Here is a 16,866-nt window from a genome sequence, read left to right on the forward strand (position 1 = left end):
ATTGAAGACGATAGTTTTAACTGGTGGCGGAACAGCAGGACATGTAACACCTAATATTGCACTTATTCCAATCTTACAAAAAGAAGGATGGAATATTCAATATATAGGAAGTAAGAATGGAATAGAGAAAGAACTTATAGAAAAAGAAAATATTCCTTACTATGGTATTTCTTCAGGCAAGTTAAGAAGATATGCTTCACTTGAAAATTTAAAAGATCCTTTTAAAGTAGTTAAAGGGTTATTTGATGCATATAGCTTACTTAAAAAAATAAAACCTAATGTAGTTTTTTCAAAGGGTGGATTTGTTACAGTTCCAGTAGTATTAGCAGCTAAGTTATTAGGCATACCTGTTATTATTCATGAATCGGATATTACGCCAGGATTAGCAAATAAAATAGCATCAAAAGGTGCTAAAGTGATTTGTGTAAACTTCCCAGAGACACTTAAATATGTTGGTGATAAAGGTGTCATGACAGGAACACCAATTAGGGAAGAACTTTTTAAAGGTAGTGCAGAGCAAGGTAGAAAATTATGTGGCTTTACAGATCATAAACCTGTATTACTTATGATGGGTGGAAGTTTAGGATCAGTTAAAATTAACCAATGTTTAAGAGAAGCTTTAAGTGAACTTACAAACAACTTTAATGTAGTTCATATATGTGGGAAAAATAATGTAGATGAAGATTTAAAGGGTACAAAGGGCTATTATCAATTTGAATATGTAAGTGATGAACTACCACATCTATTTGCTATGGCAGATATGATGCTTTCAAGAGCTGGAGCCAATGCTTTAGCAGAAATAGTAGCGCTTAAGATTCCCAATTTACTTATTCCACTTTCACAAAATGCAAGTAGGGGCGATCAAATTTTAAATGCAGATTCTATGAAAAAACAAGGTTATTCTCTTGTGCTAGAAGAAGAAGCACTTACTAAAGATTCCTTAATTAATAATATCCAAGAGTTATATAAAAATATTAATACTTATAAAGATGCTATGAAAAAAGCAATGAATATGAGTGGTACTGAAAAAGTAATGACAGAAATTAGAAAGTACAAATAACTATTTAAATATTAGACAATCAGGGGGATAAATATGTTTAGAAAAAAAACAGATGTTGAAATGATGAAAAAACTTGCAGAGGGTCAATTAGAAGAACTGATTCAAGAACTTCAAGAAAAAAAGAGCATGCTTTTAAAAAGTGAGACGGTAGAAGAGATACTAAGCCTTAAAAAAGCTGTCTACGAAGCAGTAGATAATAGAGTATCAGTAAAATTAGAATTAGAGGCATTAGAGCAAAAAATCGGAAGTGATTTAACTGAAATTAATTCATGTATGATAGATTTAGAGCAAAAAAATGGTTCTACAATAAAAGAAATTAGAACATTTAAAGATGGTTATGAAGCCTTTAAAGAAAATGACAAAGCTATCAAAGAAGTACTAGAAAGTGCAAGTTCAAAAATCAATACATCTGTAGAAAAAACAGTTCATAATGAAGAGCTCATTAATACTATTCTTACAGATATTCAAGCAATTAGAGAGAACTCCTCCTTTATGAAACAACAAGTGGATACTTTTATTGAAACAGTAAAAAATGTATCAACTAATATGGCAGGCATAGCAGGAATTGCAGAACAAACTAATTTACTAGCTCTTAATGCTTCAATTGAGGCGGCACGTGCGGGGGAAGCAGGACGTGGGTTTGCTGTTGTAGCAGAAGAGATTAGAAAGTTATCAGATGGAACTAAAGAATTATTGGATGATATGAATAGATTTTTACGTTCATTTGAAGAAGCATCTATTAAAACAAGCGAAGAAGTAGTAGTAACAACAAATGGTATTGCTAATGTAGAATCAAAATTAAATGAAATGGTAGATAACATAAAAGAAGATAAAGATACCATATTAGATGTACAACAACAAATGAAAAATGTGAATGGTTTAGTACATGATTTAGATAAATACATTGAGGGTTGTGAATACCAAGTTATAGGTATTTCGAAAAGTGGAGAGGCAGTATCACAATTGATTAATGAAGTAAAACATTTAATAGAAGGTGGAAGTGATATTCAACAGTCTTTCAGACACATTAATGAGACAATGAATCAAACAGAAGCTATGATCCAACAATTAAAGCAATTAAAAATAATGAATGCATAGGTAAAAGAGGACATTACACAAGTGTAATGCCCTCTTTTATTATTAAATGGTATTTAAGAGGTATGAATAAAATGTCAATTACTCATAATAAGAGGAAAATATATGTAAGTGAGGTTGTGAGTATGACAAAATATATATTTGTGACAGGTGGTGTTGTTTCTGGTTTAGGAAAGGGAATAACAGCTGCGAGCTTAGGAAGGTTACTGAAGGCAAGAGGGTTAAAAGTAACTATACAGAAATTTGACCCTTATATTAATATTGATCCAGGAACAATTAGTCCATATCAACATGGGGAAGTTTTTGTTACAGAAGATGGAGCGGAGACAGATTTAGACCTGGGGCATTATGAGAGGTTTATAGATGAGAATTTAAATAAGTATAGTAATGTAACAACAGGTAAAATCTATTGGTCAGTATTGAATAAAGAACGAAAAGGAGATTACTTAGGAGCAACAGTACAAGTAATTCCTCACATTACCAATATGATTAAGGAATGTGTTTATAGAGTGGGTAAAATAGGGGCTGAGAGGGATGTTGTTATTACAGAGATAGGGGGGACCGTTGGAGATATAGAGAGCTTACCTTTTTTAGAAGCTATTAGACAGGTAGCTTCAGAGGTTGGTCATGAAAATGTACTTTATATTCATGTTACCCTTATTCCTTACTTAGAAAAATCAGGTGAAATGAAGAGTAAACCTACTCAACATTCTGTTAAAGAGCTACTTTCAATAGGGATTCAACCGGACCTTGTGGTGTGCCGTACTCAACATGAAATACCAGAAGATATGAAGAAGAAGATTGCACTTTTCTGTAATATTGATTATGACTGCGTTATTCAAAATTTAGATGCTAAAACATTGTACGAAATACCTATTATGTTAGAAGAAGAAGGTTTAGCTAAAATTGTATGCAAAAAATTAGGTCTTACAGATAAAAAGCCTAACTTGGTAGAGTGGCAAGAAATTATTGATAAAGAAGCAGGTATAGATAAAAAGGTAAAAATAGCATTAGTAGGGAAGTATGTAGAATTACATGATGCTTATATTTCAGTAGTAGAATCTTTAAAACATGCAGGTATAGCAATCGGTGTAGATATAGATATATTATGGATAAATGCTGAAGAGGTTAATGAACAGACTGCACAAGATCTTCTTAAAGATAGCAATGGTATATTAGTACCTGGTGGTTTTGGTGATAGAGGGATAGAAGGAAAGATTATAGCTATTCAATATGCAAGGACACATAAGGTGCCATTCTTAGGTATATGTCTTGGAATGCAATGTGCAGTTATTGAATTTGCTAGACATGTAGCAGGACTAGAAAATGCACATAGTTCAGAAATTATGCCACAAACTCCATATCCAGTGATAGATTTAATGCTAGATCAAAAGGGGATTGAAGATTTAGGTGGAACCATGAGATTAGGGGTATACCCTTGTAAACTTAAAAAAGGAACATTAGCTTACGATGCATATAAACAAAAGAATGTAGAAGAAAGACATAGACATCGTTATGAGTTTAATAATAAATATCGTGAACTATTAGAAGAAAAAGGTTTAGTTATTGCTGGAACATCACAAGATGATAAATTAGTAGAAATTATAGAGTTGCGAGATCATCCATGGTTTGTGGCAAGTCAATTCCATCCAGAGTTTTTATCTCGACCTAATAGACCACATCCATTGTTCTTAAATTTTGTCGAAGCATCTACTAAAAAAACAGATTTTTAAACATTATTTTTAAATAAAATATTTTGTAAATTAAAAAACTCTAGTATAATTAATATATTAATTATACTAGAGTTTTTTTAGGAGGGGCAAAGGGTATGAAGCTGTCTTTGAAGATTGCAGCCATATTTACGGTAATGACAGTATTAACAATTATTCTGTACCTAGTATCCTCCAATATTATGGTGGATTATCTTTATCAGGGTGAGTTAACACGTATTACAGGTATCAGTAGTGGAGTCATAAACAGGATTGAAGGGGAAAAAGGAAAGTTTGTTGGAAAAGTTAAAGAATATGCATCAATACTTGAGATGATAGAAAAGTTAGATGATAAAAATGATGTAAATTTTATGGAAGAGTTAGGGCTTTATAAAAAATTTGCTTCAGATGGAATAGAATATAAGATATTAATAGAACCCAATTTAAAGATTAAGCAGACATATGAACTTGAACATAAACATGCAATTTCAGAAGTAGAAAAAGTATATATTCAAGAATTAGTATTAGATTTAATAGATGATGACAAAACTTTTATACAAGATATTTTAAGTACCGAAAAACATGTTTATTGGATAGGGATTAGTACGCTTAAAAATAACGTTAATAATGAAATAATAGGCTATTTTGTAGGTGTAAAAGCAATAGATCAACAATTATTAACGAGTATTGAAGAGTCTATGGGTAAAAATATTAAACTTGTTGAAGAACTAGATAGAAATAGAATATCTAAAATACAACCGATGGGTGACCAAGAACTCATGCTAATCTACAATGATGATAATATAGCATCCTATTATCAACTATTAGGTAGCCATATAGAAGAAGAATTTTATATACGAGTTACAGAGCCACTTGTAGTGAAACAAGAGACCAAGAGAAATATAGATATGTTTACAACTATTCTTATTGCATTATGTATAGTGATTAATTTTATTTTAGCAATGATTATTGAAAGGTTTGTTGTAAGGCGTATTGTTAATATTAATAGAGGGATTAATAGCATTAAGACTTCTAAAAATTTTTCAGAGAGAATTATAATTGATCAAATAGATGATGAGATTGGTACATTGGAAAAAGATATTAATGAAATGTTTGATTCACTTGAGATGGCAAATGATTATATTAGATCTAAAGAAGCAAAGTATAGTGGTGTATTAACAACTATGACTAATGGGTTTGCATATTATAGAATTGAGAGAGATGAACAAGGACGTATTCTAGATGCCATATGTGAAGAGTTTAATGATGCTCTTAGTCAATTAATGAATGTAAACCGAGCTGAAATGTTAGGTAAGAAGTTTAGTGAATTTATTAATAATACATATATAGGTGAGATTAATTTAAGTGATGTATTATGCCAAATTAATGATACACATAAACCTATAGTTTTTAATCAAATAAAATTAAGAGAGGATAAATGGGTAGACTTAACACTTAATATTATAGAAAAAGGTTATTTTACAATCCTTGTAAATGATGTTTCTGAACTCAAACGTTTTTCAGAAGAAATGAAGTATTTAGCAGAATATGATTCGCTTACACAGTTGAAAAATAGGTTTAGTCTATATCAATATTTACATTCTTTAAAACGTATTAATAAACCATTTGTTATTTATTTTATGGATTTAGATAATTTTAAAACTTTAAATGACACAGTAGGTCATAGAGAAGGAGATAAGGTATTACATCATGTAGCAAATGAATTAATGAAATTAGCAAGTAGTAATGTGTGTATTGGGAGGTTAGGTGGAGATGAATTTATAGTTGTTAGAGAGGGGGTATATGACCCTACTGATACTATGAAATATGGAGAAGATATTATTCAATTAGTTAATAAACGTTTTAAATATGCACTTTATAATTTTGATATTAAAGTAAGTATTGGAGTAAGTATATATCCACAACAAGCACTAGATGTTAATACTTTACTTAAATATGGAGATATTGCTATGTATAAAAGTAAGCATAGTGGTGGAAATAGTGTTCATATTTTTACAGATACTATGATGGAAGAATTAGAAGTTGAAGCTTCATTAAAAGATGCAGTTAAAAATGAAGAATTTATACCATATTATCAACCTATTTATGATATTAGAAATGATAAAATTATTGGGGCAGAAGCTCTAGTAAGATGGGAAAAGGGTGGAGAAGTTATTGTACCAGATCGATTCATTCCAATTGCTAAAAAAACAGGTGATATTATAGCAATTGATTATAAAATTTTAGATAAAGCATGTGAGTTTTGTAAGCAGTGGCGTTTAAGAGGAATAGAAGAATTTACTATATCAGTCAATATGTCATATCGTTCACTAAAACACCCTAATTGTGTTGAAATCATCAGAAGTACTTTACTTAAATATAATTTGAATCCAAGTGCTTTAAAAATAGAAGTTACAGAGGATGAGGTTTTAGATTATCCGCAATATATCGTTAAAATCTTAAATGCACTCAAATTATTAGGTGTGAAAATTGCATTAGATGACTTTGGGGTAGGCTACTCTTCATTTAATCATATCAAGATGCTACCTATTGATACTTTAAAAATAGATAGATCTTTGTTAGTTAAGATAGAAGATGATAATAAATCTTTAGCTATCGTAGAGACATTAATTAACCTAGCACATACTTTAAATTTAGAAGTAGTATGTGAAGGTATAGAGGAAAAGCCTCAAGTAGAAATTCTAAGAGGTATAGCGTGTGACTTGATACAAGGATACTACATAAGCCAACCATTAAAAGAAAAACTCTTTGATAAATGTATAGAACATTATAATTTAAATAAAACGATAGAAAATATTATATAAGATAGCAAAAGTCCTTAGAAGAGATAGACATTCTTCTAAGGACTTTTTATTAGATGATTTTTGTTGTCCAGTCTTCTACATTCCATACATCAGTGATAAAGCTTTCATAGAAGTATGGCTCATGGCATACAAGAATTACAGTACCTTTAAAATCTTTAAGGGCACGTTCTAATTCATCTTTAGCATCTACATCTAAATGGTTGGTAGGCTCATCTAGAACGAGTAGATTTAAATCTTGTAATAAGATTTTGCATAAACGAACTTTGGCATTCTCTCCACCAGATAATACTTTCATAGGACTAGTAATATGATCAGTTGTAAGACCACATTTAGCTAGTTCAGAACGAGCTTCATGATTTGTAAGTGAAGGGTATTCATTCCAAAGCTCATCAAGAGCAGTATTATTATTATCACGTGAATCCTCTTGAGCAAAATATCCGATATCTACATTTTCACCAAATTCGATTTCACCGCTAATAGGTTTTAAGATACCTAAAAGGGTCTTAAGAAGAGTTGATTTACCAAGACCATTAACACCACAGATAGCGATTTTCTTACCACGTTCGATGTTAAAATTAAGTGGACGAGTTAGTGGCTCATCATAACCAATAACTAAGTCACGTGCTTCAATTAAGAAACGGCTTGGTGCCTTAGAAAACTTAAAGTTAAAAGTAGGCTTGATTTTTTCTTTTGGTTTTTCAATCATTTCCATTTTATCAAGCTGTTTCATACGGCTTTTTGCCATACCAGTTGTTGCAACACGTGCTTTATTACGAGCAATAAAGTCTTCAAGTTTATCAATTTCTTTTTGTTGACGTTCATAAGCCTTTTCTTGCTGACGTTTTTTGAGTTCATAAAGACGAAGGAATTCATCATAGTTACCAACATAGCGTGTTAATTCACAGTCCTCTACATGATAGATAAGATTACATACATCATTAAGGAAAGGAATATCATGAGATACAAGGATAAATGCATTCTCATAATTTTGTAAGTAACGTTTAAGCCATTCAATATGATTAACATCTAAGTAGTTAGTAGGCTCATCTAGGATAAGGATAGTTGGATTTTGAAGAAGAAGTTTAGTAAGAAGAACCTTTGTACGTTGCCCACCACTTAATTCATCTACTTTTTTGTCTAATCCAATATCGCCAAGTCCAAGTCCTGATGCAACTTCTTCTATTTTTGAATCAATAATATAGAAACCACTTGTATCTAAGATGTTTTGGATTTCAGCTGCATCTTCCATTAACTTGGTCATTTCTTCATCTGAGCAATCGCCCATTTTTTCATAATGTCCAAGCATCTCTTGTTCAAGTGCAAATAAATTGTCGAAAGCTAATCGTAAGTTATCGCGAATGGTTGTACCTGGAGTTAAGGCAGAATGTTGATCTAAGTAACCAACTGTTACACGGTTAGACCATTCTACTGTTCCTTCATCAGGCATAAGTTTACTCGTAATAATATTTAAGAAAGTAGATTTACCTTCACCGTTAGCTCCTACAAGAGCAACGTGTTCACCTTTTAAAAGTCTAAAAGATACATTTTCTAAGATACTACGAGAACCAAAACCATGGGTTACATTTTTTACGGTTAAAACGCTCATATATTGTCTCCTTTGGTTAGTTGTTTTACTTCTATATGATAATAAAAAAGTCACAAAAAGTAAAATGAATTAAATGGGAGTTAGAGCGTAAACAGAAATAGACCTAAATAACTTAGATGCATGATATTTATGATGATATAAACAATAAGAACAGTATTGACGAAGTAATTACATATTTTAAGATTGTTATCAGGCAACTCTTCAAGTTTTAATAAGATATAAATAATTAGTGCAGCAGGTACAATAAGCTTAGTAATGATACTTAACCAAGGGTTATCGACAATATTAATCATAAGTGAGTTGACTTCTTCAAACATACCTGTTTTTAATAGACCAAAAGTAAATACAATATCAGATGCATTAAGAATATAAAGTAGAGTTAATTTCCTTCTTAAATCTAAGAAGGGGTTACGGGTAATAGATTTTAGCATATGGTAAACCTCCTATAAAGATAAGTATTGCCAAGAATAGGGAATGTTTAAACGAAGGAACACTTGACAAGTAAAAAAGGAAACTATATACTTTGAATATAAAATAATTTGAAATACAAAGTATAATATAAAACATAATGAGTGGAGGCGAGAGATTTGCAGAATACTGCAAAGTTAGTGAATGAATTATTAGTACAGCTCTTTAATGAAATCTTAACGATTGAAAAAGCAGCTTTACAAGAATCACCTTTTAAAGATTTATCGATTACAGAAATGCATGTTCTAGAAGCTATTGGTCTAGGTTCTAGGACAATGACAGATGTTGCAGACCAGTTAGGTATCACAGTAGGAACACTTACAACATCTATTAATAGACTTGTTAAAAAGGAATATGTAACAAGAAGACGTTCTGAGGAAGACAGGAGATATGTAGAAATTGAGTTAAGCCATAAAGGTAAATTGGCCCATAGAGTACATGAAGCTTTCCATCAAATTATGGTTAACCATATGATAGAAGGTCTATCTAATGAAGATAATGAAGTACTCATTAAGTCACTTACTAGATTATCAGATTTCTTTAAGGAAAAGTATCACCTTGTAAAAAAATAGAAAGGAGTGATACAACGTGTACGGTGTAAAACTTTTATCAATGGGAAAGGCAGTACCAGCACGTAATATGACTAATGATGACCTTTCAAAAATTGTAGATACTTCAGATGAGTGGATTAAATCTCGGACAGGAATAGAAGAAAGACATATTTCAGAGGGAGAGACTACTACAGATTTAGCAATTGCTGCAGCACAAGAAGCTATTAAAAATGGAGGCGTTGACCCTAGACAAATAGGTATGATTATAGTAGCAACTATAACTGGAGACTATATTATGCCAAGTACGGCATGTAGGGTACAGGCTGCTATAGGTGCAGTCAATGCTACGGCATTTGATGTTGCAGCAGCATGTAGTGGGTTTGTCTATGGGACTAAGCTTGCTACAGATGCTATTAGAGTAGGTTCATGTGAATATGCACTTGTTATAGGAGCCGAAGTACTGAGTAAAACAGTAGATTGGGAAGATCGAAGTACTTGTGTACTTTTTGGTGATGGAGCGGGTGCAGCAATTTTTAAAAAACATCATAAAAATAACATAATTAACATCTATACTCAGAGTAATGGTGAGCTTAGCGAATGTCTAACTTTACCAAGCATACCTCTAAATAACTGTTGTGTACAAAGTGAGCGTATTAGTCCATATATGTTTATGGATGGTCGAGCTGTCTATAAGTTTGCAACAACAGTAGTACCTACGAGTATTCAAAAGGTATTAGAAGGTACAGAGTATAACATAGATGATATTAAGTATTTTGTTTTACATCAAGCAAACTCAAGAATAATGGATAGTGTAGCTAAGAAGCTAGAAGTTGATAGTGAGAAGTTCGTGAAGAATCTACAGCATTATGGCAATACATCATCAGCTAGTGTTCCAATGGCACTTTATGATTTACAAGAGCAATTAGCTTCAGGAGATCCTGTTATTTTATGTGGTTTTGGTGGTGGCGTAACATGGGGCAGTGTGCTCCTTATATGGGAATAGTTCCGTACAGGCTTTAGGCCTTTAAGGATAAATAAATTTATTAATTATATTTAAATTCTAGGAGGAATTAGAAATGATTTTAGAAAAATTACAAGAAATCGTAGCTGATAAATTAGGAGTAGATGCTTCAGAAGTTGTTGAAACAGCACGTTTCAAAGAAGATTTAGATGCGGATTCATTAGATTTATTTGAAGTAGTTATGGCTCTTGAAGATGAATTTGGTGTTTCTATTTCAAATGAAGATGTTGAAGGTATTAAAACAGTTGGTGATGCAGTTCAATACATCACAGAAAGACAATAATTAATTGAGCTTTACAAGAATTAGGCAAGATAAGGAGATTGAACAATGAACAGACTATGTGAAATGTTAAATATTCAATATCCTATTTTCCAAGGGGCCATGGCGTGGATCGCTGACCACGCTATTGCTGCCGCTGTATCTGAGGCAGGGGGATTAGGAATTATTGCCGCTGGTAATGCTCCAGGGGAATGGCTTAGAAATGAAATTAGAGCATTGAAAAAGATTACAGATAAACCATTCGGTGTTAACATTATGCTGCTTAGTCCATATGCAGAAGAAGTTGCAAAGATTGTAGTTGAAGAAGGTGCAAGCATTGTTACAACAGGTGCGGGCGACCCAGGCAAATACATGAATATGTGGAAAGAAGCAGGCATTAAAGTTATCCCTGTTATCCCATCTGTAGCACTAGCAAGAAGAATGGAAAAACAAGGTGCTGATGCAGTTATTGCGGAAGGGTGTGAAGCGGGAGGACATATTGGTGAACTTACAACAATGGTACTTATACCTCAAGTTGTAGATGCAGTTAATATTCCTGTCATTGCAGCAGGTGGAATCGCGGACCATAGAGGATTTGCAGCAACTATGATGTTAGGTGCAGAAGCAGTTCAAATTGGAACAAGATTTTTAGTAGCTAAAGAATGTACGGTACATGAAAATTATAAGCAACGTGTACTTAAAGCAAGTGATATTGACACTGTTGTTACAGGAAGAAGTACAGGGCATCCAGTGCGTGCACTTAGAAATAAGTTATCTAGAGAGTTTACACGTCTTGAAAAAGAAGGAGCAAGTGTAGAAGAACTAGAGGCATTAGGAGCAGGTGGATTAAGAATTGCAGTTGTTGACGGTGATGTTGTAAATGGCACAGTGATGTCAGGACAAATTGCTGGTATGGTAAAAGAAGAGCAGACAGCAAAAGAAATAATTGAAGAAATCATGACAAAAGAGAACAGAAGACTTTCACACATTAATGAATAAAACTTATGTAAAATACTTTGAAAAACAAACTTTGTATTTCAAACTTTGAAAATCAAACTAGAGGCAGGGTGGTAAAGGTGAAAATTGCATTTTTATTTTCTGGGCAAGGTGTCCAATATCCAGGAATGGGTAAGAACTTATATGATAATTATACAGAAAGCAAAAAGGCTTTCAATGATGCTTCAAACATATTAGATTGGGATGTTCAAGAAGTATGTTTTGAAGATAAAAATGGACTTATTAATCAAACACGTTATACGCAAGCTGCACTTTTTACTACAAGTATTGCTGCCTTTAATGCTGCTGTGTCACAAGGAATTGTACCTGAAGCGGTACTAGGATTTAGTTTAGGTGAATACAGTGCACTTGTGGCAAGTGGCATTTTAAGTTTTGAAGAAGCTTTAAAGATTGTAGATAAACGTGCACAGTATATGGATCAATGTGCACAAGAGAAAGATGGAGGTATGGCTGCTGTTATTGGACTTCAGATTGAATTAATAGAAGAGATATGTCAACTAATTCGAGAAGAAGGATTGGAACTCGTAGTCGCAAATGATAACTGCCCAGGGCAAGTTGTTATATCAGGCGAAAAAATAGCAATTGAAAAAGCAACACCTCTATTAAAAGAAAAGGGAGCAAGACGCGTTATGCCTCTAAATGTTAGTGGTGCATTCCATAGTCCACTTATGGACGATGCAGCAAGGCATTTAGAAGAAGAGCTTCCAAATCATATATTTAATGAAGTAACAACACCTATTGTAAGTAATGTAACAGCAGGTTATATGAATAAAGATGAAGCTATGAAAAATATTCCACTTCAAATTGTAAGAGGAGTTAGATTCAGAGAAAGTATAGAAAAACTTATAGATGATGGTTTTGATACTTTTATTGAAATCGGTGTTAAAAAGACACTTTGTAATTTTGTAGGAAAAATCTCATCAGATGTTCAAGTTCTTAATATAGAAGATATGGTATCACTCACAAATGTAATGAACATTTTAGGAGGAGAACAATAATGTTAAAAGATAAAGTAGCAGTAATTACAGGCAGTAGCAACGGAATTGGAAAAGAAGTTGCTCGTACGTTCTCACATAATGGTGCTAAGGTAGTTATTAATTATCCATTTGAGAGATCAAAAGGAGAAGCAGAAAAAATAGTAGCTGAAATCATCGAGGCGGGTGGTGAAGCTATCGCAGTTATGGCAGATGTATCTGATTTTGAACAAGCTAAACAACTTATGAAGGTGACAGTAGATACTTTTGGTACAATAGATATTTTAGTTAATAATGCTGGTATTACAAGAGATATGCTTCTTCTTAGAATGACAGAAGAAGAATTTGATAGTGTTATTAACATTAACTTAAAAGGTGTATTTAACTGTATGAAGCATGCTACACGTTTCATGATGAAAAAAGGTGGAAGCATTATTAATATGTCTTCTGTAGTTGGTCTACATGGAAACATTGGACAATGTAATTATTCTGCTTCAAAAGCAGGTGTAATAGGTATGACAAAGTCAGCAGCAAGAGAATTTGCATCTAAAAATTTGCGTATTAATGCAATTGCCCCAGGATTTATTGTATCTAATATGACAGATAAATTGCCAGAAACAATTAAAGAAAATACCCTTAAAGGTATTCCACTTAATAGATTTGGAAATGTTGAAGAAATAGCAAATGTAGCATTATTTTTAGCAAGTGATTTATCTAGTTATGTAACAGGTGAAGTCATCAAAGTTGATGGCGGCATGGCAATGTAATGTTGATTAAGGAGGAAAACTATGCAGAATAGAGTTGTTATTACAGGAGTTGGAGTGGTATCACCACTTGGAAATACAGGAGAAGCATTTTGGAATAACCTCAAAGAAGGTGTATGTGGTATTGATCGTATCACTAAATTTGACTTAGTTGAAGGCTATGACGTTACATTAGCAGCAGAGGTAAAAGACTTTGATGCAAGTAAATATATTGATAAAAGAGAAGTAAGAAGACTAGATCTTTTCTCACAATATGCCATTTATGCAGCTAAAGAAGCATTAGAAAATGCTGCTATTGATATGGCGCAAGAGGACCCAACTAAAGTAGGTGTTATTGTAGGGTCAGGTATTGGTGGATTAGGAACTATCGAAACAGGTATGAAAACACTTTTTGAAAGAGGTCCAAAACGTGTATCACCTTTATTTATTCCGATGGTTATTTCAAATATGGGTGCAGGAAACGTTGCAATCTATACAGGAGCAAAAGGCATTTGCACAAGTATGGTAACAGCGTGTGCATCAGGTACGCATTCTATTGGTGAAGCATTTAGAGCACTTCAAAGAGGAACAAATGATGTAATCCTTGCTGGAGGAGCAGAAGCATCTATTACGCCTATGGGAATTGCATCATTCCAATCGCTCACAGCACTATCTAAGTCAGAAGATCCAAAGCGTGCATCAATTCCATTTGATAAAGAAAGAAATGGTTTTGTTATGGGAGAAGGTGCAGGGATTGTTGTAATGGAAACATTGGAGCATGCTACAAAAAGAGGTGCAAAAATTCTTGCTGAGGTTGTAGGATATGGTGCAACAGGTGATGCGTATCATATTACATCTCCAGATCCAGAAGGAGAAGGTGCAGCAAGAGCTATGGAAGAGGCTATTAATGAAGCTGGCATTACACCAAGCCAAGTAGGCTACATCAATGCACATGGAACAAGCACAGAATATAATGATAAATTTGAAACACTTGCTATTAAAAAAGTGTTTGGAGAAGATACAAAAGTAGCAATAAGTTCAACTAAGTCTATGACAGGACATTTACTTGGAGCAGCAGGAGCTATTGAAGTTATTGCAACTGCAAAAGCATTAGAAGAAGGATTTATTCCAGCTACTATTGGTTATCAAGTGCCAGATGAAGAATGTAATTTAGATTATGTACCAAATGTAGGAAGAGAAGTAAAGCTTGAATATGCATTAAGCAATTCATTAGGATTTGGTGGGCACAATGGCACTGTTTTACTTAAAAAGTGGAAGGGAGAAGCGTAATGAATATTGAACTTGTAAAAGAACTGATGAACGAATTTAAAGATAGTGATTTAACTCGTATTAAACTAAAGAGTCAAGAGTTTGAATTAGAACTTGAACGTTCTACATCTATACAAGTAGCTTCAGCACCAATGATCCAAGCACCACAAGTAGCAACAGCGCAGATTAATATTACAGAACAGCCACAAGGTGAGGTGAAAGTAGAAGGACACCTTATCAAATCACCTATGGTAGGTACTTTCTATAGAGCAAGTGCACCAGATCAACCAGAGTTTGTTCAAGTTGGAACAAAAGTTAAAAAAGGTGATGTTATTTGTATCATTGAAGCTATGAAGCTAATGAATGAAGTAGAAGCTGACCAAGATGGTGAAATTATAGAAATTTTAGTAGAAAACGAAGATATGGTAGAGTTTGATCAACCTATGTTTCGTATTAGATAAGGAGAGATAACATGCTAACAACACAAGAAATTATGGAAATCATTCCTCATCGTTATCCTTTCTTATTAGTAGATAAGGCTGAGATTGATGAAGATGGCAAAGGAGCTGTAGGATATAAAAATGTTACGATGAATGAACCATTTTTCCAAGGACATTTTCCAGGACTTCCTGTTATGCCAGGTGTACTTATTATAGAAGCATTAGCTCAAGTAGGCGCTATAGCTATTCTTTCACAAGAAGAATTTAAAGGGAAAGTAGCTTTCTTTGGTGGTATTAAGGAAGCAAGGTTTAAAGAAAAGGTTGTACCTGGAGATACTTTGAAGTTAGAGTGTAGACTTGTAAAACAAAGAGGACCAATTGGAATAGGAGAGGCTGTAGCTACAGTTGATGGTAAAGTCGTAGCGAAGGCTGAACTTACATTTGCCATAGGCTAAAGGAGGTGAGGGAATGATCAATAAAGTATTGGTTGCCAATAGAGGAGAAATTGCAGTACGTATTATGCGTGCGTGTAGAGAAATGGGTATTGAAACAGTTGCTGTTTATTCGGTAGCAGATAAAGATGCTTTACATGTCAAATTAGCAGATGAAGCTGTATGTATCGGTAAAGCACAACCTAAAGATAGTTATTTGAATATAGAGAGTATCATAACAGCGGCAGTTTTAACAGGTGCAGATGCAATACACCCTGGATTTGGATTTTTATCAGAAAATGCAAAGTTTGCACGTATATGTCGTGAATGCAATATTAAGTTTATCGGACCTTCACCAGAAATGATTGAAGCCATGGGAGATAAGGCAAGAGCACGTCAGATGATGATAGAAGCCGAGGTGCCAGTAGTTCCAGGGTCAGATGGAATCATAGAAGAAGTATCAGAAGCTAAAAATTTAGCAAGAGAAGTAGGATATCCAGTTATTTTAAAGGCAGTAGCTGGCGGTGGTGGCCGAGGTATGCGTATTGTATGGCAAGAAAAAGACTTAGAAAAGGCTTTTAATACAGCAAGTAATGAAGCTTTATCTGCTTTTGGTGACGGCAGCATGTACTTAGAAAAGTATATTGTAGAACCACGACATATTGAGTTTCAAATACTAGGTGATGCATATGGGCATGTAGTGCATCTAGGAGAAAGAGATTGCTCTATGCAAAGACGTCATCAAAAAGTAATAGAAGAGGCACCTTCACCATGTATTTCAGAAGAACTTAGAGAAGAAATGGGAAAAGCAGCTATTAAGGCAGCTAAAGCTGCAGAGTATGAAAATGCAGGAACAATAGAGTTTATCCTAGATAAAGATAAGAATTTCTATTTTATTGAAATGAATACAAGAATTCAAGTAGAGCATCCTGTAACAGAAATGATTACAGGTATTGACTTAATCAAAGAACAACTACGTATTGCATCAGGGAAAAAGTTAAGTTTTACAAGTGAGGATATTCAGATTAAAGGGCATGCGATAGAATGCCGTATTAATGCAGAAAATCCAGCTATGAACTTTAGACCTTGTGCAGGTAAAATTACAGAACTTCATTTACCTGGTGGAAGAGGTGTACGTGTAGATACAGCTATTTATCCGGGATACAATGTGCCACCAACATATGATTCTATGTTAGCGAAAATTATTGCTTATGGTGATAATCGTGAAGAAGCACTAAGTATTATGAGACGTGCATTAGCTGAAATTGTAGTTGAAGGTATAGATACAAATATAGAGTTTCAATATGATTTAATTCATACAAAAGAATTTGATAAAGGGCATTTTGATACATCTTTTATTGAAAAGAATTTAGAGGTTATTTTAGGAGAGGAGTAGTA

The 16,866-nt window shown here is 33.4% G+C and carries 16 protein-coding genes; 14 read left to right on the forward strand and 2 right to left on the reverse strand.

The features are described from left to right. Position 1 precedes the first annotated feature (1 nt). The 4 genes from BN2390_RS00780 to BN2390_RS00795 all read left to right on the forward strand — a co-directional run bounded on the left by BN2390_RS00780 (position 2) and on the right by BN2390_RS00795 (position 6,689). The gene (locus BN2390_RS00780; protein ID WP_053982459.1) at positions 2 to 1,060 is read left to right on the forward strand and encodes an undecaprenyldiphospho-muramoylpentapeptide beta-N-acetylglucosaminyltransferase; all 1,059 of its coding nucleotides are present in this window, start codon (positions 2 to 4) and stop codon (positions 1,058 to 1,060) included. A 33-nt stretch (positions 1,061 to 1,093) separates the two neighbouring features. After that, positions 1,094 to 2,158: a methyl-accepting chemotaxis protein gene (locus tag BN2390_RS00785; RefSeq protein WP_053982460.1), complete on the forward strand. Its 1,065-nt coding sequence runs from the start codon at positions 1,094 to 1,096 to the stop codon at positions 2,156 to 2,158. A 122-nt stretch (positions 2,159 to 2,280) separates the two neighbouring features. Next, positions 2,281 to 3,888, forward strand: coding sequence for a CTP synthase (locus BN2390_RS00790; protein ID WP_053982494.1), 1,608 nt, complete (start codon positions 2,281 to 2,283; stop codon positions 3,886 to 3,888). Positions 3,889 to 3,983: 95 nt separating this feature from the next. Then, a complete protein-coding gene (locus tag BN2390_RS00795) occupies positions 3,984 to 6,689 on the forward strand; it encodes a bifunctional diguanylate cyclase/phosphodiesterase (protein ID WP_053982461.1) in 2,706 nt (901 codons plus the stop codon). Positions 6,690 to 6,738: 49 nt separating this feature from the next. On the opposite strand, the gene BN2390_RS00800 is transcribed toward BN2390_RS00795, so the two are convergent. Both BN2390_RS00800 and BN2390_RS00805 read right to left on the reverse strand, forming a co-directional pair. Then, positions 6,739 to 8,295: an ABC-F family ATP-binding cassette domain-containing protein gene (locus BN2390_RS00800; protein ID WP_053982462.1), complete on the reverse strand. Its 1,557-nt coding sequence runs from the start codon at positions 8,293 to 8,295 to the stop codon at positions 6,739 to 6,741. Between the two features lie 80 nt (positions 8,296 to 8,375). Then, entirely contained in the window at positions 8,376 to 8,726 is a 351-nt protein-coding gene (locus BN2390_RS00805; protein WP_053982463.1) for a DUF5658 family protein, read from the reverse strand. A gap of 177 nt (positions 8,727 to 8,903) precedes the next feature. Between BN2390_RS00805 and BN2390_RS00810 the strand changes: the two genes are divergently transcribed. The 10 genes from BN2390_RS00810 (at position 8,904) to BN2390_RS00855 (ending at position 16,864) form a co-directional block, all read left to right on the forward strand. Beyond that, entirely contained in the window at positions 8,904 to 9,335 is a 432-nt protein-coding gene (locus BN2390_RS00810; protein WP_330373648.1) for a MarR family winged helix-turn-helix transcriptional regulator, read from the forward strand. A gap of 16 nt (positions 9,336 to 9,351) precedes the next feature. After that, entirely contained in the window at positions 9,352 to 10,317 is a 966-nt protein-coding gene (locus BN2390_RS00815; protein ID WP_053982465.1) for a beta-ketoacyl-ACP synthase III, read from the forward strand. Between the two features lie 76 nt (positions 10,318 to 10,393). Continuing rightward, the gene (gene acpP, locus BN2390_RS00820; protein ID WP_053982495.1) at positions 10,394 to 10,618 is read left to right on the forward strand and encodes an acyl carrier protein; all 225 of its coding nucleotides are present in this window, start codon (positions 10,394 to 10,396) and stop codon (positions 10,616 to 10,618) included. A 45-nt stretch (positions 10,619 to 10,663) separates the two neighbouring features. Then, a complete protein-coding gene (gene fabK, locus BN2390_RS00825; RefSeq protein ID WP_053982466.1) occupies positions 10,664 to 11,593 on the forward strand; it encodes an enoyl-[acyl-carrier-protein] reductase FabK in 930 nt (309 codons plus the stop codon). Between the two features lie 77 nt (positions 11,594 to 11,670). Then, entirely contained in the window at positions 11,671 to 12,609 is a 939-nt protein-coding gene (fabD, locus tag BN2390_RS00830) for an ACP S-malonyltransferase (protein ID WP_053982467.1), read from the forward strand. Continuing rightward, on the forward strand, positions 12,609 to 13,352 hold the full coding sequence (gene fabG / locus BN2390_RS00835) for a 3-oxoacyl-[acyl-carrier-protein] reductase (protein WP_053982468.1): 744 nt from the start codon (positions 12,609 to 12,611) through the stop codon (positions 13,350 to 13,352). The genes fabD and fabG overlap by 1 nt, the downstream gene beginning before the upstream one ends. Positions 13,353 to 13,373: 21 nt before the next feature. Further along, positions 13,374 to 14,618: a beta-ketoacyl-ACP synthase II gene (gene fabF, locus BN2390_RS00840; protein WP_053982469.1), complete on the forward strand. Its 1,245-nt coding sequence runs from the start codon at positions 13,374 to 13,376 to the stop codon at positions 14,616 to 14,618. Further along, the gene (accB, locus tag BN2390_RS00845; RefSeq protein WP_053982470.1) at positions 14,618 to 15,058 is read left to right on the forward strand and encodes an acetyl-CoA carboxylase biotin carboxyl carrier protein; all 441 of its coding nucleotides are present in this window, start codon (positions 14,618 to 14,620) and stop codon (positions 15,056 to 15,058) included. Before fabF ends, accB begins: the two co-directional genes overlap by 1 nt. A gap of 11 nt (positions 15,059 to 15,069) precedes the next feature. Continuing rightward, the gene (gene fabZ, locus BN2390_RS00850) at positions 15,070 to 15,492 is read left to right on the forward strand and encodes a 3-hydroxyacyl-ACP dehydratase FabZ (protein WP_053982471.1); all 423 of its coding nucleotides are present in this window, start codon (positions 15,070 to 15,072) and stop codon (positions 15,490 to 15,492) included. 13 nt (positions 15,493 to 15,505) lie between these two features. Further along, complete coding sequence (locus tag BN2390_RS00855) at positions 15,506 to 16,864, forward strand: acetyl-CoA carboxylase biotin carboxylase subunit (protein WP_053982472.1); 1,359 nt, start codon at positions 15,506 to 15,508, stop codon at positions 16,862 to 16,864. Positions 16,865 to 16,866 lie beyond the last annotated feature (2 nt).

Origin of the sequence: Niameybacter massiliensis, from assembly GCF_001282685.1 — a bacterium.
Classification (GTDB): domain Bacteria; phylum Bacillota; class Clostridia; order Lachnospirales; family Cellulosilyticaceae; genus Holtiella; species Holtiella tumoricola.

What these genes read in the sequence shown, in the direction of transcription:
- BN2390_RS00785 (WP_053982460.1), top strand. Translation starts at nt 1,094, where the DNA reads ATGTTTAGAAAAAAAACAGATGTTGAAATGATGAAAAAACTTGCAGAG.
- BN2390_RS00790 (WP_053982494.1), top strand. Translation starts at nt 2,281, where the DNA reads ATGACAAAATATATATTTGTGACAGGTGGTGTTGTTTCTGGTTTAGGA.
- BN2390_RS00795 (WP_053982461.1), top strand. Translation starts at nt 3,984, where the DNA reads ATGAAGCTGTCTTTGAAGATTGCAGCCATATTTACGGTAATGACAGTA.
- BN2390_RS00800 (WP_053982462.1), bottom strand. Translation starts at nt 8,295, where the DNA reads ATGAGCGTTTTAACCGTAAAAAATGTAACCCATGGTTTTGGTTCTCGT.
- BN2390_RS00805 (WP_053982463.1), bottom strand. Translation starts at nt 8,726, where the DNA reads ATGCTAAAATCTATTACCCGTAACCCCTTCTTAGATTTAAGAAGGAAA.
- fabK (WP_053982466.1), top strand. Translation starts at nt 10,664, where the DNA reads ATGAACAGACTATGTGAAATGTTAAATATTCAATATCCTATTTTCCAA.
- fabG (WP_053982468.1), top strand. Translation starts at nt 12,609, where the DNA reads ATGTTAAAAGATAAAGTAGCAGTAATTACAGGCAGTAGCAACGGAATT.
- fabF (WP_053982469.1), top strand. Translation starts at nt 13,374, where the DNA reads ATGCAGAATAGAGTTGTTATTACAGGAGTTGGAGTGGTATCACCACTT.
- accB (WP_053982470.1), top strand. Translation starts at nt 14,618, where the DNA reads ATGAATATTGAACTTGTAAAAGAACTGATGAACGAATTTAAAGATAGT.
- fabZ (WP_053982471.1), top strand. Translation starts at nt 15,070, where the DNA reads ATGCTAACAACACAAGAAATTATGGAAATCATTCCTCATCGTTATCCT.
- BN2390_RS00855 (WP_053982472.1), top strand. Translation starts at nt 15,506, where the DNA reads ATGATCAATAAAGTATTGGTTGCCAATAGAGGAGAAATTGCAGTACGT.